This window comes from Variovorax sp. 01N429 (assembly GCF_056399425.1).
Genome location: NZ_JBFTRG010000005.1, coordinates 124,559 through 143,246, shown reverse-complemented (window position 1 = coordinate 143,246; position 18,688 = coordinate 124,559). Strand labels below are relative to the sequence as shown.

The window sequence follows — 18,688 nt, the reverse complement described above, 5'->3', positions numbered from 1 at the left end:
CGCCGGGGGGCTGCAAAGCCAGGATCGGCTCAGATCCCCAGCATCAGCTTCAGATTCTGGACCGCCGCACCGCTAGCGCCCTTGCCCAGGTTGTCGAGCCGGGCGATGACGACGGCGTGCCGATGGTCTTCATTCGGGAACACGCGGATCTCGAGCTGATTGGTGTCATTGAGGGCCAGCGGATCGAGCTTGCCATCCGAGCTCGGCGGCAACACCTTCACGAACTGCTCCGGCGTGTTGCTCTTGGCGTAGTGCGAGGCGAGAGCGTCGTGCAGGTCGCTCGCCTTCGGGCGGCCGGGCAGGTCATCGAGGTGCAGCGGCAACTGGACCAGCATGCCTTGCTTGAAGTTGCCCACTGCGGGAATGAACACGGGTCGGCGGGTCAGGCCGGTGTATTTCATGATCTCGGGGATGTGCTTGTGCTTGAGTCCGAGCGCATAGGTTTCGAAAGCCGGCGCGGCGCCTGCTTCATACGCTTCGATCATGGTCCGACCGCCGCCGGAATAGCCGCTGACCGAGGGCAGGGCGATCGGGAACCCGGGTGGAAGCAGTCCGGCATCGACCAGCGGGCGAACGATTGCGATGGCGCCCGTCGCGTAGCAGCCCGGATTGGCGACGCGCTCGGCCTTGGCGACGGCGTCCTTCTGGCCGGCCACCAGCTCTGGAAATCCGAACACCCAGCCTTCCGCCGTACGGTGCGCGGTAGAGGCGTCGATGATCTTGGGACGGCGGCCTGCGAGTTGATCGATCAAGGCCACTGATTCACGTGCGGCGTCGTCGTGCAGGCAGAGCACCACGAGATCGACGCCTGCCATCAGCTCACGCTTTGCGGCGACGTCTTTTCGGAGCTCAGGGGCGATGCTCACGAGTTCGATGTGCGGCATCGACTGGAGCCGCTCGCGGATCTGCAGGCCGGTCGTGCCGGCTTCGCCATCAATGAAGACCTTGGGCATGGGAGGGCCTCGAAAAAGCTCTGACGTCTCTGGAGTAACTACGTATTGACCACAGCGCAAGGGGCGGCCCTTGGTGCGGCGCACCATGATACAGTCCTCTGCTGTTCGCCGCCCCCGCCGCCAGGCGCCGTGGCCCGCGGACAACAGCCACAATTTCTCCCGATCTCCAAACCCCGTTCCGAGAGACACCCTCATGAAGATTCACGAGTACCAAGGCAAGGAAATTCTTGCCAAGTTCGGCGTGCCTGTGCCCCGTGGCATTCCGGCGTACACAGTGCAGGAGGCGGTCGAAGCCGCTCAGAAGCTCGGCGGCCCCGTCTGGGTCGTCAAAGCCCAAATCCACGCGGGCGGCCGCGGCAAGGGCGGCGGCGTCAAGGTCGCCAAATCGATCGAAGACGTCAAGAAGCTGGCCGGCGACATCCTCGGCATGCAGCTCAAGACACACCAGACCGGTCCTGAAGGCCAGAAGGTGCGCCGCCTCTACATCGAAGACGGCGCGGACATCCAGAAGGAATACTACGTCTCGGTCGTGACCGATCGCGCGACGCAAAAGGTCGCGATCATCGCTTCCAGCGAGGGCGGCATGGACATCGAGGAAGTGGCCCACTCCACGCCCGAGAAGATCGTCACCGAATTCGTCGACCCGCTCACCGGCCTCGGCGACGCGCAAGCCAAGAAGATATCCGATGCCATCGGCATGCCGGCAGACTCTACGGCCCAAGCCGTGGACGTCCTCAAGAAGCTCTACACCTGCTACATGGAAACGGACGCCTCGCTGGTCGAGATCAACCCGCTCAACCGTGACAGCAAGGGCAACGTCGTCGCGCTCGACGCCAAGTTCAACTTCGACAGCAACGCGCTGTTCCGCCATCCCGAAATCGTGGCGCTGCGCGACCTCGACGAGGAAGACGCAGCCGAAGTCGAAGCCAGCAAGTTCGATCTCGCCTACATCAGCCTCGACGGCAACATCGGCTGCCTCGTGAACGGCGCCGGCCTTGCCATGGCAACCATGGACACCATCAAGCTCTTCGGTGGCGAACCGGCCAACTTCCTGGACGTCGGCGGCGGCGCCACACCCGAGAAGGTGACCGAAGCCTTCAAGATCATGCTGAAGAACAAGAACGTCGAGGCCATCCTCGTCAACATCTTCGGCGGCATCATGAAGTGCGACACCATCGCAACCGGCGTCATCGCAGCCTGCAAGGCCGTGAACCTGCAGGTGCCGCTGGTGGTGCGCATGAAGGGCACCAACGAAGTCGAAGGCAAGAAGCTGCTGACCGATTCCGGCCTGCCGATCATCAGCGCCGACACCATGGCGGAAGCGGCCCAGAAGGTCGTGGCAGCAGTCAAGAAAGCCTAAGGAAACGTCATGTCGATCTACATCAACAAAGACACCAAAGTCATCACGCAAGGTATCACCGGCAAGACCGGTCAGTTCCACACTGAAAAGTGCCAGGAATACGCGAACGGCAAGAACTGCTTCGTGGCCGGCGTGAATCCGAAGAAGGCCGGCGAGTCGATCTTCAACATCCCGATCTTCGGCTCCGTCAAGGAAGCAGCCACGCAAACCGGCGCGACCGTGTCCGTGATCTACGTGCCGCCGGCTGGCGCTGCCGCCGCGATCTGGGAAGCCGTCGAGGCCGACCTGGACATGGCGATCTGCATCACCGAAGGCATTCCCGTTCGCGACATGCTCGAAGTGCGCAACAAGATGAGGGCCAAGGAAGCCGCCGGCGGCAAGAAGACGCTGCTGCTCGGCCCGAACTGCCCCGGCCTGATCACGCCCGACGAAATCAAGATCGGCATCATGCCCGGCCACATTCATCGGAAGGGCCGTATCGGGGTGGTCAGCCGCTCGGGCACGCTCACCTATGAAGCCGTGGCGCAATTGACCGAAATCGGTCTTGGCCAGTCGAGCGCTGTCGGCATCGGTGGCGACCCGATCAACGGGCTCAAGCACATCGACGTGATGAAGGCCTTCAACGACGATCCCGACACCGACGCCGTCATCATGATCGGCGAAATCGGCGGCCCCGACGAAGCCGACGCGGCACGCTGGTGCAAGGACAACATGAAGAAGCCGATCGTCGGCTTCATTGCCGGCGTGACTGCCCCTCCCGGCAAGCGCATGGGTCATGCAGGCGCGCTGATTTCCGGCGGCGCTGATACAGCGGACGCCAAGCTGGCCATCATGGAAGAATGCGGATTCACCGTGACGCGCAACTTCTCTGAGCTCGCCAAGCGCCTGAAGGCACTTATCTGATAATCGCGCCTAGCGGTGTGAACCACACAAGAAAAAGCGCCCGCAATTCAGGTTGCGGGCGCTTTTTCAATCAATAACACGTGGCTTGAGACATGGAACTTTTGCAAACCGCGGACTTCTGGATCGGTCTTGTCAAGATCGTCTGGATCAACATCATTCTCTCGGGCGACAACGCCGTCGTCATCGCGATGGCGGCGCGTTCGCTTCCACCCCAGCAGCAGCGCACGGCCGTGCTGTTCGGTTCCGGGGCCGCAGTGGTTCTGCGCATTATTCTCACGGTCGTCGCGGCCAAGTTGCTGGCGCTGCCTTATCTGCAGATCGTCGGCGGCGCGTTGCTGTTGTGGATCGGCACCCAGTTGCTCGGCGAAGAGGAAGACGATGGCGGCGAGGACAAGGAATACGGCAGCATGTTTGCGGCGGTAAGAACCATTTTGCTGGCCGACCTCGTCATGAGCCTGGACAACGTCATTGCCGTCGCGGCAGCGGCCCAGGGCAGCATGGTGTTGCTGATCCTCGGACTGGCAATCAGTATTCCGCTGGTGATTTTTGGCAGTACGCTCATGATCAAGCTCATGGAACGTTTCCCCATCATCGTCATGCTCGGCGCAGCGCTGATCGGCTGGGTCGGCGGCGAGACGATCGTCAGCGACACCATCCTTGCCGACGTCCAGGCAAACAACCCGTGGCTGCATTACGCCGCCGCGATCACCGGTGCCATCTTCGTGGTTCTGGTTGGCCGGTGGCTTCAACGCCGCGGACACGCTGAAAAGCTGATCGCCTGATCACCCACTCACGACCATGGCGAACTTGGGCGCACCAGCAACTCCGGACATCGGCACTTTGACCTGGGATTTCGCCGCCCTCACCGACGCCGGGCGGATACGCGCCAACAACGAGGACACCATCGCCTTCGATGCCTCGCTGGGTCTGGTTCTCCTGGCCGACGGAATGGGCGGCTACAACGGCGGTGAAGTCGCCAGCGGCATGGCGATCGCGCTGCTGCAAGCCAGCTTCGGCCGATGGCTGGCGCACGCTGGCCCCCAGGCAAACCCAAAGGCGGTTCGCCGAGCCTTGCAGGCCGGCACCGACGAGGCGAATGCGGCCATTCTCGAAGCCGGCATCGCGAACCTCCAATTGCAAGGCATGGGGACGACCCTGGTGCTGGCCGCTTTCGGGCAGCAGCGAGCCATCGTCGGCCACATCGGCGATTCCCGCTGCTATCGGCTCCGCGGAGAAAAGTTCGAATTGCTGACGCGCGACCACTCCCTTTTGCAGGAGCAACTCGACGCGGGGGCGATCACGCCAGAGCAGGCCATCCAGTCGCCGCACCGCAATCTCGTGACGAGGGCCCTGGGTATCGAGCGCCACGTCGAACTCGAAATGCACGAGCACAGCGTTCGGGCGGGCGACCTCTTTTTGTTCTGCTCCGACGGCTTGAGCGAGATGGTGTCGGACGCGCAGCTTTTCACACTTTTGTTACAGAATATAGAACTGCCCGAAAAGGCAACACTTTTGGTTGCAACTGCGAACGAGAATGGGGGACGGGATAACATTTCCGTTGTCCTGGCCCGAGCGAGCGGAAGCGGACGGTCCGAGGAACCTGGATAGCCAAAATCAAGGGACCGTCGCCGCAGGGACCTACTGTGAATAGAAAAATGAGATCCAGGAGTCGGCCATGCCGAAATTGATCGTGTCGATCGACGGCGTCGTCATCAAGGAAGTGACGCTTGCCAAGGACCGGACCACGCTGGGCCGCCGGCCCTATAACGACATCGTGGTCGACAATCTCGCCATCAGCGGCGAACATGCCGTGCTGCACTTGATTGGCGGCGATGTCTATCTGGAAGATCTCAACAGCACCAACGGTACCTACGTCAACGGCCGTGCCATCAAGAAGCAGGCGCTCGAGCAGAACGACATCATCGAGGTTGGCAAGTACAAAGTTCGCTACCTCGCGACGGGCGGATCCGAGAACGCCGCTGCTGTCCGTGCCACAGTCCCGCCCGTTCCGTCCGGCCCCATCCCCCTCTCGTCTGCGCCGACCGTCCAGTCTCCCCTTGGCGGCGGCACCGCCGGTGTCGCGGTCATCCGCGTCCTTTCTGGCAGCGGCGCCGGACGCGAACTCTCCCTCCAGAAGGTCGTCACGACCATCGGCAAGCCCGGCGTCGCCGTGGCGGCTGTCACCCGGCGCTTGCACGGCTATGTCGTGGCGCCCATCGATGGCGGAACCGTGCTCAATGGCGAGCCGCTCGGCAGCGAAGCGGTTGCCTTGCAAGACGGCGACGTGCTCGAGCTGGGCGGTACTCGAATGCAGTTCGTCGTCGGCTGACCTTTTTCCGCGGGACACAGCAACCCGCGGGCGCCGGCAGCAATGATTGGGCTGCGCCGGCGCTGGGCGCGGATCGCCGTCACTCTCTTGCCCGTCGCGTTCGCCATAGCGCATGTGGTGGGTGGCTGGCATCTCCCCTTCGTCGGGGCGCTCGACTACTTCATCTATGACACGCGCCTGCGCGCAACGATGCCGCGAACGCTCGATCCGCGCGTCGTCATCGTCGATGTCGACGATCGCAGCCTGCAGCAGCTCGGCCAATGGCCCTGGAGCCGTGACCTGCTGGCGAAACTCACCACCGAGATCATGGATCGGCAGCAAGCCAAGGTGCTGGGCTTCGACGTGCTCTTTGTCGAACCCGACGGCACCTCAGGCGTGGACCCGCTCCGGCGGCTGGCGCAGGGGCCTTTGTCTGACCGCCCCGAAGTCGTCGAGGAAATCAAGCGCTTCGCCTTCGAACTCGATCACGACGCCGCCTTCGCGAACACGCTGGCCGGGCGGCCCGTTTCGCTTGGCTTCTACCTTAAGCAGACGCGAGAGCCGCGCACCCGAGGACAGCTGCCCGCACCCGTCTTGCCAGCCGATGCCTTCCCCGAAGGACGCATCTACACGACTCAGTGGAACGGCTTCGTCGGCAGCATCCCCCAGCTTGCGCGCGTGGCGCCCGCAGCCGGCTTTCTCAACGTGGTGTTCGATGCGGATCAGGATGGCATCGTCCGATCGGTGCCGTTGATCGCCCGCTATACGGGCGAAGTCGCGCAACCAGGCTATTACGAATCCATGGCCCTGAGCGTTTACAGGATGGCGGTCGGTTCGGAGGCCATTCGACCCATCTTCGCGTCGACTGGCCACCAAGCCGGGCCACCCCCTCTGGAAGCTCTTGCCGTCGCAACCGCATCGGGTACTCAACGCATTCCGGTGAACGCGACCGCCAGCATGCTCGTCCCGTTTCGCGGACCGGGCGGCGCATCCGGCGGCTCTTTTCGCCATGTCCCTGCCGCCGATGCCATCCACGGTGCGCTAGAACCCGGTGAACTGAAAGGCAAGATCGTTCTCGTCGGCTCGACAGCGCCAGGCCTTGAAGACCTGCGATCCACCCCGGGGGGCGCCGCCTTTCCCGGGGTCGAAGTGCACGCCAACATCATCTCCGGGCTGCTCGACGGACGCGTGCGCGGCGTTCCGGACTACGCCCCCGGCTATGAATTGGTCGTCGTGCTCATTGCCGGTCTCGCGCTCGCTTTCGGGCTTTCGCTCAGCAGCGCGCCTCGTGCCTTGTTGATTGCCTTGCTTGTCGGCGGCGCGGCGGTGGGCATCAATACATGGCTGTTCCTGTATGCCAATCTCGTGCTGCCCTTGGGAGCCACCGTCATCATGATCGTGGCGGCGTTCTTGCTGAACATGAGCTGGGGTTACCTGGTCGAATCGCGCGCCAGTCGCAGGCTGGCCAGCTTGTTCGGCACCTACGTGCCACCCGAGCTGGTCGCCGAAATGCGGGCAGACCCCGAGCGCTACAGCATGCGCGCGGAAAGCAAGGAAATGACCGTCATGTTCTGCGACATGCGCGGCTTCACCCAAATGGCCGAACAGATGGCGCCTGTCGAGCTGCAGGATTTCTTGAACACCATCTTCAGCCGCCTGACTGCCGTCATCAGCGCGCATCGCGGAACAGTCGATAAATACATGGGCGATTGCGTCATGGCGTTCTGGGGCGCGCCTGTCGATACGCCCGACCACGCGGAGCTTGCCGTCCGCGCGGCGATGGACATGAGCGCGGCCGTGGGCGAGCTGAACGAAGTGCACCGCAAGACAGGCCGCCCACAGATCAGCATCGGGATTGGTCTCAACTCCGGCGTCATGAGCGTCGGGGACATGGGTTCGGCCGTCCGCCGCAGCTATACGGTCGTCGGAGACGCCGTGAATCTCGCGTCGCGAATCGAAGGCCTGGGCGTGCACTACGGGGTCGAAATCGTCGCCAGCGAGTCGACCCAATCGCTTGCACCGTCGTTCGTCTGGCAAGAGCTCGATCGCGTTCGCGTCCAGGGAAAAATGAAGATCGTCCGGATCTTCACCCCCGTCGGCTTGCGAGGCAGCATGGCGGAATCCCACGACGGCGAACTCGAGCGCTGGGATCGCGTTCTTGCTGCCTATCGCGCGCAGGAATGGCGGCAAGGTCAAGTTATGCTGGCAACCCTGCACGCCACGGATGCGAAAAAAGTCCTTTACCAGCTCTATGCGCAGCGATTAGCCTCGCTTTCGTTGCAGCCAAAGGACCCAGCCTGGGACGGTGCGACCCGGTTCGAATCGAAATAGCGGCCAAGCGGCTGAAAGGGCAAAGGTCTCGCCAAATGCAGGTGCGTGTGTTGGGGTGCTCCGGCGCCATTGCCAAGGACTGCCGCACGACCTCTTTTCTGGTCGATAGCGACCTGCTGGTCGACGCCGGCACGGGCGTCGGCGACCTGACGCTCGACGAAATGGCCGCCATCGACGACGTGGTGCTGACGCACTCGCACCTCGATCACGTCGCCGCACTCCCGTTGATGCTTGACTCCGTTGCAAACAACCGGGCGCGGCCACTGCGGGTGCATGCGCTGCGGGCAACGATCGAAGCCTTGCGGGCGCATGTTTTCAATAACGTCATCTGGCCGGACTTTGCGAGCATCCCCAGTCGTGAGGCCCCGTTCGTGAGCTTTCACGACCTGGTGATCGGGCAGCAGTTGCAGCTTGGGACGGGGGCGCTCAAGCACATCGAAGTGCTGCCTGCGGTGCATACCGTTCCGGCTTGCGGCTACGCCGTGAGATGCGCGCGCGGGGGGCCGAACTGGGTTTTCAGCGGGGATACCGAGCGCAATGCGCCGTTTTGGGATCGGGTGAATCAGCTCGATGTCGCGATGCTGGTGATCGAGACTGCGTTCAGCAATAGAGAGCAAGCGCTGGCTCAGCGGAGCTTGCATCTTTCGCCTTCGACGCTGGCAAGCGAACTGGCGCAGATCGCTGAGGGCAAGAACTATCCGATCTATATCACCCACACCAAGCCGGCCGAGACGGGCGAGATCATGAGCCAGATCGATTTGCTGGCGCATGGGTCCCAACGACATGGGAAGCAGGGGTGGGACATTCGGTGGTTGCAGGCGGCTGGCGTTTTGACGGTCTGACCGTCTGACCGTCTGACGACTCTTGCCAGTGGAGTGACAAAAATTGTCGCAGTGTTTGTTGGTAACAACGAAGATTGTCACGCGTTGTAACGCGAACGTGAACAAATTGGCAGCGGGATCGACGTCAACAGGCGTGCGGCAGCATGGCATGGATGCTGCGGTTAGATGAACGCACCGGGGGCTCGCCTCGGGCCCTCAAACCAAACTGGAGTAACTGAATGAACCGTCGTTCCATCGCACGCAATGTGCAAAAGGGTTTCACCCTTATTGAATTGATGATCGTTGTGGCGATCATCGGTATTCTGGCTGCTGTGGCTTTGCCTGCCTACCAAGACTATGTGGTCCGCTCGAAGGTTAGCGAAGCAATGCTCGCGATTGACGGCTGCAAGACGGCGACCGCCGAGTTCCTGCAAACCAACAACGTGTTTCCGGCCGATGCCGACCAAGCCGGCTGCAGCACGACTGCCACAAAGTATGTCACTGGCTTGGCGGTTAGTAACACCACCGCTGCAATCACGGTCACGGTGCAAGGCACCGGTTCTGCGGCAGACGGCAAGAAGCTCACGCTGCAGCCTACCTCAGATACGGCTCGCACCACAGCCATCAGCATCACGAACAATGTCATGACCCCTATAGTTGGTTGGTCTTGCTACACGGACGCCACAACCGCGGATCTGAAATTCTTCCCAGCAAGCTGCCGCCAAGCAGCACTCGGCGGTCTGTAATTCGCCACAGCGCTTCAAAGAGAGCCGCCTTCGGGCGGCTTTTTTCGTCGCGTTGACCGTCCTGCTCTGGGTCGACACTTTTTCCTCGAAGAAAAGTCGAATCAAAACGGCGTTAGACGCGCCCAGTGTGACTACAGGCTGACTTTTAAGCTCTCGATCATTGAGCGGGTAGAAAAAGCGAACTCACCTAATAACAAACCCGGGAGCCCTATTGCATCCAGGGCCGCTCGAAGGTGCTGATGTGACTGCGCAAACATGACCGTCAGAATTGGGGTCGGCATCATCACGACGCCCATGGCAGTTCCGATCAAGAAACCTCTTCCTCCAGTGCGCCTGCGGCGCCGCTCACTCCCGAGCAAAAGATAAAGGCCCTCGAAGTGCAACTTCAGCAGGCCAACGAGAAGGCTTAGTTGTTCGAGACCGTGCTCGATGTCCGCAAGAAGAACTCCGGGGTGCGTGTCTTAAAAAAGTCTTTGAGCAAGTCCTCTCGCAAAAGCTGCGTCCGGGCTGGGCGTATCGAGGACTCGCCGCCAACGTCGCCTGCATGCGCGCAAGCACCACCTGCTGGTGCAGCTGCAGAAGGCCAACGCGAGCCTCGTGCGTGAGTCATCAAGCGCTCGGCGCGGTCACGATACCCACCGGCTGGCGTGCACAGCCATAGGGCATTCGATGCAGATCGTCGCAACAGCTCGCGAAACCAAGTTGCGCGTTTGAGCGCCGCCGAGACGCGCCATAAGACGCTCACGCCGAGCGTCGCGTCTCAACTCGAGTTGGATTGCTTCGGTAACGGCGGGCCCGCGCGACGGTGCCCGCAACGACGCCCCACAAGCTCTGGCGCGTGCTTGAGCCATATAGTCGCTGCCGCCGAGCATGCGGAATTCGCCTCTCGGAGATGTCCAGCTAGCAGATGGACAGCACGATCTCCGGATTGGCTTCAGATCTCATGTGGGGCGACTGGCCGCTTCCACTGGAAACCTCTTGAGCCGCGGCACGCGCATCATCAACCCTTCCGTGGAACAGACGCCGGAGTCCGTTTGATGCTAATGGTCCAACAATCCGTGCGCGGTCGGGGCCTCCGCAATGTTGTCCTGGCGGTCTGTTCCTTCCGGTGTGTCGTCTCCAGTTCAGCGCACGACCCCTCAATCCGTCAATTCACGCCAAGAACTCCTATGCGCACTGCCGGTCCCAGTCAACGATTGTGTCGGCGGAATCTCAGTCCTGATGTCACCGTTGCTGCCCTGCTCGATGATGCGCACATTGCCGTTGGTGTCCTTGACCCAGCTCAGGCCGACGATCAGCGAGTTGCTGCTCCACTGCTCGCCTGAGGGGTTGGTAGTCACCACACCGCCATTCGTCACATCGAGGAAGTAGCGCCAGGACGAGCCGCCTGAGGCACAGGCATCGCCATTCGGAATAGCACTTGCAATCGCCAGCGTATTGAATTGCAGCCCCAGGCTGGTAGCGACGCGTTCGCCCGAATGCGGCAAGTCAATCCACCAGCCGCCCTTGACGCTCCAGTCGACAGTGGTGTCCGAGACTGCGGCGCTGGTGGCTGTGTTCGAAGGTCCATTCAGCGTGAAGGTCTGCTGCACGAAGTTTGTGGTGTCGGCGCGCACATCACCCCACCCGGTCGCATTCAAGTTGTCTTTGATGGCGTACACGCTTTGCTGTGTCGTGTCAGCGATGTCGGATGTACCGAGGTAGCGCCCCGTTGCGACGATCACTACGGGCTTGCCGGAGGGCTCCGACAACTCGGGCTTGGTCGTGATCGGTTGAGGGGTGTTCGTGTCGATCTGCAGGTTGGCGAGCAGCAGGGCACCCTGTTTAGGCGCGACGAGATTGTCGACGTCGAATCGCCAGACGTTGCCCTTCAGGTCACCGCCGTAATAGCGCTTGGCCGTGTTGTCAGTCGGGTTGTCGATCCAGGCGTTGATCTTGGCCAACCCACTCGGATCGGTGGAACTGCCTACGCCAGTGGAGATGTCCAGGAGCTTGGCGCCAGAATTCGCATTGAGCAAATACAAGTGCCCCTTGCCGTCGCCGCTGGTGTTGTTGTAGCCCGAACTGACTGCGACGGTCCAGGTGCCATCAGCGCGTTTGGCGATCACCGGGTTGCCGTAGGTCAAGCCCATGTTGGCGTCGGTGAACTCCCAGAGTGCCTTCGGGCTGTTCGGATCGGTGATATCAAGCGCGTAGTAGCCGCTACCCCCTGAATTGAGCCCCGCGACGAGAATTGTCTTCCAGGTACTTCCTACCTTGATGTCGGCCATGACCGGCGCACCGTCTGCGAGATACTGGTGCTTCGACGCATAGGTCGAGTCTGCAAGCTTGTAAAGATTCTGCATCACTGCGCTGGGCACGTAGGCCCAGAGTTCGGTGCCGCCGTCTGCGGTGTCGGCCGAAAACGCGTGCAACATCCCGTCGTTCGCGGCGACATACACCACGTTTTTGCGTGTCTTCTGTGCCGCGACGAAATCGGCGTAGCCGGCGTCTCCGTATTTGAAGGGCGGCACGCCGACATGGACCGGCGCACCATTGATGATGTCGCCGAGCAAGTGGTCGCGCTTGCGATAGAGCGCGTTGGTGGTAACGCTGATGCCGGTGGAGGCTGTCGTGACGACCGCCTCGTAGGTTCGGACACCCTTGAGATAGTCAACCAGGTTAGTGCCGGTGTTGGCGAGCGCTTTGTCGTCGGGCGAAAGCGTGGCGCACTGCGCGGCCATCAAGGCTTGGGAGCAAAGATTGTTGAAATAGCCCTGCTGCGTCGAGCTCAAATTGTTGTAGTCGAAGCTCTGCAAGCCGCTCGTTCCCTTGAAGTAGATTACGCGATTGGCGACAGGTGTCGAATCGAGTTTGCTCTGCGCTGACCAGGTCGGAGTGGCCGCGATGGTGGCGTCTGCGCCATTGAGCGCATAGGCCTGGAGGTCGCCGGTCCAGGACTCCGTGGTGTAGCTCGCCTTGTAGACCTGGTTGTTGTTGCCCGCAACGAGTTCGAGCGAACTGGTGGAGGCCGCGGAGGCCGATCCCGAGATCTGCTGAACAGACGTGATGACGCCGTTGATGGCATCCGCCAAGAGGCCGGCATTGAGGGCTGAGTAATATTGGCCGCGACCGTTGACGGCAGCGTGCCAGAGGTCGTCAACGTTCGTTGCATTGCCGCCATTGCTTGTTGACGCGGGAGTCGGCCAATCCAATGCGCCGCTGGTGAGATCTACGTAAGTGCCGACCTTCTGCGTCAGGTAGTTCCGGTCGTAGGGCAAGGTTCCGCTCACCCCAAGACCGATGGTGAACGTGTTCATGTGCTGCTTGGTATTGGTGTCCGCACCTGCGGGTCGAACGATGTCGGCGCACACATCCTGGCTGCTGCCCGAACTCGTAGAAGTGCAATTGCTCAGTGAGGTGTTTCGCAGGTCGGTGTTGTAGTAGTAGTCGGCGACGTCGGCCAATGTGTTGGGCGAGCCTCCCGAGGTCGAAGGCGTCGTGACAGTGTTCGACGTGTACTGCCCAATCACAGGGGAAGAGGTGCCACTTGTTCCCGCGACCCAACTGCCATACCCGTTGTTGACAGGGTTCGAATAGCTCGGCTTGTCATTGCCAGCAGTGGACTGCGAGCTGACGACCGGATTTCCACTGTTTACCCAGACGCTGCCGGCATTCGGTGCGCCTTTGTCTATGCCGGGGACGATATTGGAAGTCGCGGCGGCGGTGTTGTTCCATGAAGAATAGGTCACCGGACTGGTGACGGGGCTGCCGGCCACACCGTCCCTACTGACGACCGTCACGGTGTAGGTGGCCGTTGCGGACTGAGGAGTGGTATCCGTTCGCGCTTGCGTGTTCTCCGTATAGACCTGCGTCTGCGTCGACACAGAATATTTGGGCTTCTTGTTGGTACCGGTATTTGTCGACGAAACCGTGACAGCAGTACGCGTCCACGTCCACGTGTTTGAGTAATTGGCAGTTGCGCTTCGCGTTGCCTGGGCGGTATAGGTTGTGACCGTCGTCAGGATGCTAGTGGCGTCGTCCTTCATGGGCCGCAGTTCGGCGCTATCGGGACTTCCAACCAGTGTCGAATTGTCGAGTTGATAAGGACCGAACTTCGGCGCACTCGTGCTCTCCAGGCCGGTGTTCCAATAACCGTCAGTCGACAACAGCGCGTAGTTCCGCTGGCACGAGTACTGCATCGGGTCGTAAGTCTGCCCGCTGACCTTTTTGGCGAAGTAGCGGCCAGCCTTCGAGAGAGCGCCTCGCAGCGGTGTATTGCCGCTTGGAGACGCGTTGTAGAGACTGCTGTAGAAGTTTGTCTTCTGCGTACTATCGAAGTCCTTGACGTCCCGGAAGTTGTTGGTGCCGTCGACTGCCGACTTGTCGCTGATCGTGCTGAATCCTACGCGGTAACTGGAATCGAGCGCGGCGATCGCGCGGCCCATTGCCGTGCGCATCAGCAGATAGCGCTTGCGATAGTACGAATACCAATTCGCATAGTTTTGCGCTTCGGTGGAGTTGACGGTGACTGTGACTTTGGTGAACAGATTGCTCGTTGAACCGCTAGAGGTCGAGCACTCTTGGTAGAAGGTGTTGTTGACCGGACCGCTGGAGTCATAGACCCAACCCATCTTGGGTTGAGTGCCCGAATATCTGTAGTAGTAGTTGTTGCTGGACTGGGTGAGGTCGACCGTGGTGCCTGACGTGACGAAGCCGTCGACCGGCACCGCGGCGCCGAAGGTGATATTCGGATATGACGTGCCGTCTGCATTGAGCGGCGGTGAGTAAGTGAGCGTCGGGTCATAGGCAACCCCATTGCATTGCGCCGAGCGGTAGCCATAGGTGCTGGTTCCGCTCATGTCGTCCGGCATGTAGGCCGAATCCATACTGCCCGAGTTGTCCAGGATGAACAGCAGATTGGGTTTGGCTTGCACGGTGGGACGCGTGGCCAAGGGCTGATTCGAGAGATCAGTCACCCCGGCTCGCGTGAGTTGTCCGAAGCCTGCAAGCACTAGAGCGCAAGCGAGCGTCAATGCCGCGCGTTGGCTCACACCTCTAAATTGCCCAGGCGCCGTCGAGGCGGCAGTCGCTTTGTTCTTCATGGCAGCAGGTTCCTCTCTCCGTTGGCGCCGGTCGGCGCTCCCTCGTCAGAAATGCACGATTGTTTCTGTGTAGCTAGCTGTGTTGCGCACCCCAAGCACCCGTACAACAACACGGTAGTACGCGCTGGTTGTCGAGCACGACAGGGGGGTGTCGCTGTAGCTCAACCCTCCCTTCGATCCGCACGATCCGGTGCTGGCGGCCCGCTGGGCGCAAGTGATGGTGTTGTCGGTGAGGTAGTCGCCCGGCTTCGAGCAAAGCCTGAACACCACATAGCGAGCGGCGTTGCCGTTGATGGTGCCGGCGTTTGCTGTCAACACGCTGCAGCCGTTATAGGTTCCGCTGGCAGCGCTTTGGCAGCCATTGCCGTCCCAGTCGACCAGTTGGCGGTCGGCGGTGGTGGCCAACATCCGGCCTGTGACATCGATCGGCGGCTTGACAGTGACACCGTCCGCCGCGAGTTCTCGCGTGCTGGCGTAGTAGCCGTTAGCGGGGATGTCTGTATTCAAGGTGGCGTTGTTGAGCGTCAGCCAGTTGATGGCCTGGCGCGCTGCCTGATCCGCAGCGGAAGTCGCGTCTTGCTTGAAGCCGATGTTGCCGAGGAGCAGCGTGCTGGTATCGACCGAGCGCACCAGTGCAAGTGTTGCGAGCGACAAGGCGACCAGCGCCAGCAGCGCAAACAATAGCGAAACACCGCGCTGAGGTTGCAATTTCGGAATGGCGGGGGATGCGTCGAGATGCATGGTGATACTCAGGAATTCCATAGCACGTTGCGCAAGGGCACGATGGCGTCGTAGACCTTATAGCGGTAGTGCTGCCACTCGGCCAGTTGATCCACTTTGAGGGTGATGCACTTGCTGGTGCCGTTGCACGTGGTCGTGGCGGGACCTGTGATCGTTGCGGTCGCGCCCACGTCCCATTTCGGCTCGCTTGCACTCACAAGGTCTTTTTCGTATTCATTGCTACGCGCCACGACGGCGATTCGGATTGCGACCACTCGCTGCCACTCGGCATTGGTCAGCGGCGTGACGTTGTCATACGTGTCGACGATGACATTTCCGCTTGCGTCCTTCGTGCCCTTGCCATACAGCGCTTGCAGGTTGACGATCTGCGGATACAGGGCTTGAGCGGGACCGGGTTGGCCGTTTACAAGAGAAAGGTCGCTGACTTGTAGGTTGTACGCGCTGTTGGCCGTATCGATTGAGTAGCTGCGCGAAAGCATGGAGCCAACGTTCAGCAGATAGTCGTCCTTGGCGTAGCCGCCGGCGGGAAGCACGCTGTTCTGGTTCCACTTGCCCTTGCTCGTGGTGGTCAGCACGTGTGGGATGACAGTAGGACTCAACGTAGTGCTCGGAGAGGCGCTGTCGTTGGTGACGCTGAACAAGGTGCACCAATTGGTGCCGGGGGTCTGCGACAGCGGCACCGCGATCATCATGTTGCCAGCGACCGCGCCGAAGGACGAGTTGACGGCGAAGTGGTCGTCGGTGTTCGTATGAGCGCCTGACAGTCCGATGGGCGCCGAGAAGCCCGACGTCTGGCCGCGGAGCAAAGTGATTGTGTCTGGCGCACCATTGGGACCGTCGTTGATCACGACCGGAGCCAGCGTGAACGTGAATGCGGCATTCGTGTCGAATTGCGCCTTCACTGTGCAACCCAACGCATCGAGGCTCGAGGTTGTGCCGTAGCCCGCCATCTGGATCTCGCGTTGCAGTGTGTAGAGCGCCATCGCGCCATTGACTTGCGCGTCGGCACCCATCGAAACCGATCGCTTTTTTCCTTCGGCGAGTACCAATACTTGAGCGATGACCAAGACTGTCAGCATGCCCAGCACCAAGCCGACCATGAGCTCGATCAAGGTGAAGCCGCCTTCCCGCGAGGACGAGTGGAACGTCGAATTCATGGTGCGCATGTCAGCTCCCCGCTTTCGCAACCGTGGTGCTCGTGACGAACTTGTGCGATTGCCCCCCGGGCATGGTCCAGGTAATGGTGATGGATACGTCACCAGTCGGAGCATCGACGGCCACCGCGCCAACGCCACCGGGAAGCGTCGTGGCCACCTTGCTCTGCCATTCGCTGCAGGCCGCCTTGGAGGCACAACCGCTGCCGCTGTAGGTTGCCATGTTCGTCAGATCGGACCACATGCGCCCGACAAGGTCGCTTGCGAGCAGGGCAGCGTCAGCGCGGACTTTCGACTCGGTCTGCGCGCGCGTCATTGCGCCCTGCAAGCCAACGAGTCCAATCACGCCAAGTATGAAGATCAACATCGCGACCAGGACTTCGAGCAACGCAATGCCACGAACGTGGTGTCGCACAGCGATCCCGTGTCTGCTGCGGTTTCTCAGTGGGGCGTGCATGTTCTTTCTCGCTTCAGCACTTGCGCGGATCCGTGGCGCTGTTCACGCGGGGGTCGCACATTCGCACCAGTCCCATCGGTGAGATCATGACGCTCAAGTCGATGCTCGATGTGCCGCCAGTGATGTTGATTTGACTGATGGGGCCTGTGTTGGGGTCTGTGTTGGCTACTCTTCCAAAACCGTCGAAGGTCAGGCTCTTTCCGGGCGTGCCGTCGGATCGAACGGAGGCGACCGTGGCACCGGCACCCCCGTCACCGACTGCTCGCCCGGTGACGAGCATTGGCGAGGACGTGGTCGAAGGAGCGTCCGCGCAATGGCCCACCGGAGAATTCATGCTTACGATCCAGGAACCGCTTGTTCCCGAAAGGGTGCAATCGTTGCTGAGAACGCCGGGATCGTTGAGTGCAACCAGCCAGAAGGACACGTTCTGATTGCGCCGTATCGCTTCGGCACGTGCAATCTGGACTCCGTTCTGAATCGAGTCCGCGACGTTTCGAATACGAGCGTTGCCAAGCCAGTTGCCCACGCTTGGCACCGCGATGGCAAGGATCGTTGCCAGCACCGCAAGGGTGACGATGAGTTCGACGAGCGAGAAGCCGCGTTGACGCATAGTGGGGCTCGTCGTGTCGTCAGCAAGTAGGCGACTTCATGAGCCAGCACGACGCTGTGACCGAGCTGCCCTTGAATTGCGTGGTGGTGCGGTCGCCGTTCTGGTTGATGGTGTACGTTTGCCCTACCGCAGCGCCCGCGTTGCCGGTCGCAGTGACGATGTAGCTTTGTTGGGCGGCGTCGTTGGTGGCACAGGTGAAAGCAAAGTACTTCGCGCTGCTCGGCGCGAAATTGTTCCAGGCGTTGGCTGTCGGGTCGGTGGCGCACCCAGCGCTAGTACCGTAATTGCGGTTGTCCTGGTAGTACTGTTCCAACTTTGTCCGGTAGTCGGAAAGAAAGCCGAACGCTTCTTGGATCTGGCCTCTGCGGATGTAGTCGTTGTAAGCGGGCAGGGCGATGGCGGCCAGGATCCCGATGATTGCGACCACGATCATCACTTCGATCAGAGTAAAACCATGAGCGCGCGACTGTCGCGCACCGAAACGGAAGCTGACCTGTTTTTTCACGGTGAGTGCTTTCGAAGTACGGGGGTAACCGCTTTGCAATCTGGCAAATTCGTTTCAGATTGTGTCCGGCCCGATACTGACCCGCAAACCGCCAGTCGGCCATAAAGCGCCTTCTATCAACTTTTGGCTATGGCGGGTGCCGGCAGGATGCTCCGGGAGCTACATCTGCCCTGATCCGGGCGTTGGCGCCGGGTGCGATGACTGAAGAAGCCAGCAAAAGTGCAGGCGTTCATTCGCCGGCGATGTAACTCCCCGACTTCCCCCCATGCTTCTCCAACACATGCACCCCGCTGATCGTCATCCCCCGATCCACCGCCTTGCACATGTCATAGACAGTCAACAGCGCCACCTGCACAGCCGTCAGCGCCTCCATCTCGACGCCGGTCGGCCCGACGGTCTCCACCGTCGCGGTGCAACTCACGTGCGGGAGCTCGCCCTCGACAAGCGCAAACGCCACCGCCACGCGCGTGAGCGCCAGGGGATGGCAAAGCGGAATCAAATCGCTGGTCTTCTTGGCTGCCTGGATGCCGGCGATCCGAGCCACGCCCAGCACGTCGCCCTTCTTGGCGGTTCCGGATTCGACCAAGGCCAGCGTAGACGCCAGCATCTCGATACGTCCCGTAGCAACGGCCACGCGATGGGTCGCGGGCTTGGCTGCAACATCGACCATGTGCGCCTGGCCTTGGGCATCAAAATGGGTGAGAGAGCTCATATG

The 18,688-nt window shown here is 61.1% G+C and carries 16 protein-coding genes; 8 read left to right on the top strand and 8 right to left on the bottom strand.

Features of this window, described 5'->3' with window-relative positions; genetic code table 11:
* Nucleotides 1–29: 29 nt before the first annotated feature.
* Nucleotides 30–953 (bottom strand): N-acetyl-gamma-glutamyl-phosphate reductase, encoded by a 924-nt coding sequence (gene argC, locus AC1DSF_RS11145; protein ID WP_478182845.1) that lies wholly within the window; start codon nucleotides 951–953, stop codon nucleotides 30–32.
* Nucleotides 954–1,146: 193 nt separating this feature from the next.
* Between argC and sucC the strand changes: the two genes are divergently transcribed.
* The 8 genes from sucC (at nucleotide 1,147) to AC1DSF_RS11105 (ending at nucleotide 9,422) form a co-directional block, all read left to right on the top strand.
* Nucleotides 1,147–2,313, top strand: coding sequence for an ADP-forming succinate--CoA ligase subunit beta (gene sucC, locus AC1DSF_RS11140; RefSeq protein ID WP_478127498.1), 1,167 nt, complete (start codon nucleotides 1,147–1,149; stop codon nucleotides 2,311–2,313).
* Between the two features lie 9 nt (nucleotides 2,314–2,322).
* Complete coding sequence (sucD, locus tag AC1DSF_RS11135; protein ID WP_478127497.1) at nucleotides 2,323–3,216, top strand: succinate--CoA ligase subunit alpha; 894 nt, start codon at nucleotides 2,323–2,325, stop codon at nucleotides 3,214–3,216.
* Between the two features lie 92 nt (nucleotides 3,217–3,308).
* Nucleotides 3,309–3,998 (top strand): TerC family protein, encoded by a 690-nt coding sequence (locus tag AC1DSF_RS11130; RefSeq protein WP_478127496.1) that lies wholly within the window; start codon nucleotides 3,309–3,311, stop codon nucleotides 3,996–3,998.
* A 16-nt stretch (nucleotides 3,999–4,014) separates the two neighbouring features.
* Nucleotides 4,015–4,824: a Stp1/IreP family PP2C-type Ser/Thr phosphatase gene (locus AC1DSF_RS11125; protein ID WP_478182844.1), complete on the top strand. Its 810-nt coding sequence runs from the start codon at nucleotides 4,015–4,017 to the stop codon at nucleotides 4,822–4,824.
* Between the two features lie 67 nt (nucleotides 4,825–4,891).
* Nucleotides 4,892–5,545, top strand: a complete 654-nt coding sequence (locus AC1DSF_RS11120; RefSeq protein ID WP_478182843.1) for an FHA domain-containing protein — start codon at nucleotides 4,892–4,894, stop codon at nucleotides 5,543–5,545.
* A 42-nt stretch (nucleotides 5,546–5,587) separates the two neighbouring features.
* On the top strand, nucleotides 5,588–7,855 hold the full coding sequence (locus AC1DSF_RS11115) for a CHASE2 domain-containing protein (protein WP_478182842.1): 2,268 nt from the start codon (nucleotides 5,588–5,590) through the stop codon (nucleotides 7,853–7,855).
* A 35-nt stretch (nucleotides 7,856–7,890) separates the two neighbouring features.
* Nucleotides 7,891–8,697: a 3',5'-cyclic-nucleotide phosphodiesterase gene (locus tag AC1DSF_RS11110; protein WP_478182841.1), complete on the top strand. Its 807-nt coding sequence runs from the start codon at nucleotides 7,891–7,893 to the stop codon at nucleotides 8,695–8,697.
* 218 nt (nucleotides 8,698–8,915) lie between these two features.
* On the top strand, nucleotides 8,916–9,422 hold the full coding sequence (locus AC1DSF_RS11105; protein WP_478182840.1) for a pilin: 507 nt from the start codon (nucleotides 8,916–8,918) through the stop codon (nucleotides 9,420–9,422).
* A gap of 1,139 nt (nucleotides 9,423–10,561) precedes the next feature.
* Here the strand turns inward: AC1DSF_RS11105 and AC1DSF_RS11100 are convergent.
* From AC1DSF_RS11100 to moaC, 7 genes are all read right to left on the bottom strand, one after another.
* On the bottom strand, nucleotides 10,562–14,506 hold the full coding sequence (locus AC1DSF_RS11100) for a pilus assembly protein (RefSeq protein WP_478182839.1): 3,945 nt from the start codon (nucleotides 14,504–14,506) through the stop codon (nucleotides 10,562–10,564).
* Nucleotides 14,507–14,551: 45 nt separating this feature from the next.
* Complete coding sequence (locus tag AC1DSF_RS11095; RefSeq protein ID WP_478182838.1) at nucleotides 14,552–15,268, bottom strand: pilus assembly PilX family protein; 717 nt, start codon at nucleotides 15,266–15,268, stop codon at nucleotides 14,552–14,554.
* Nucleotides 15,256–16,413, bottom strand: a complete 1,158-nt coding sequence (locus AC1DSF_RS11090) for a PilW family protein (RefSeq protein ID WP_478182837.1) — start codon at nucleotides 16,411–16,413, stop codon at nucleotides 15,256–15,258. Before AC1DSF_RS11090 ends, AC1DSF_RS11095 begins: the two co-directional genes overlap by 13 nt.
* 1 nt (nucleotide 16,414) lies before the next feature.
* On the bottom strand, nucleotides 16,415–16,816 hold the full coding sequence (locus AC1DSF_RS11085; RefSeq protein WP_478182836.1) for a type IV pilus modification PilV family protein: 402 nt from the start codon (nucleotides 16,814–16,816) through the stop codon (nucleotides 16,415–16,417).
* Nucleotides 16,817–16,871: 55 nt separating this feature from the next.
* On the bottom strand, nucleotides 16,872–17,468 hold the full coding sequence (locus AC1DSF_RS11080; protein ID WP_478182835.1) for a GspH/FimT family pseudopilin: 597 nt from the start codon (nucleotides 17,466–17,468) through the stop codon (nucleotides 16,872–16,874).
* Nucleotides 17,469–17,487: 19 nt separating this feature from the next.
* Nucleotides 17,488–17,973 carry a type IV pilin protein gene (locus AC1DSF_RS11075; RefSeq protein ID WP_478182834.1) on the bottom strand — a complete coding sequence of 162 codons (486 nt, stop codon included), beginning with the start codon at nucleotides 17,971–17,973 and terminating at the stop codon, nucleotides 17,488–17,490.
* Between the two features lie 229 nt (nucleotides 17,974–18,202).
* Entirely contained in the window at nucleotides 18,203–18,685 is a 483-nt protein-coding gene (moaC, locus tag AC1DSF_RS11070) for a cyclic pyranopterin monophosphate synthase MoaC (protein WP_478182833.1), read from the bottom strand.
* Nucleotides 18,686–18,688: the final 3 nt, after the last annotated feature.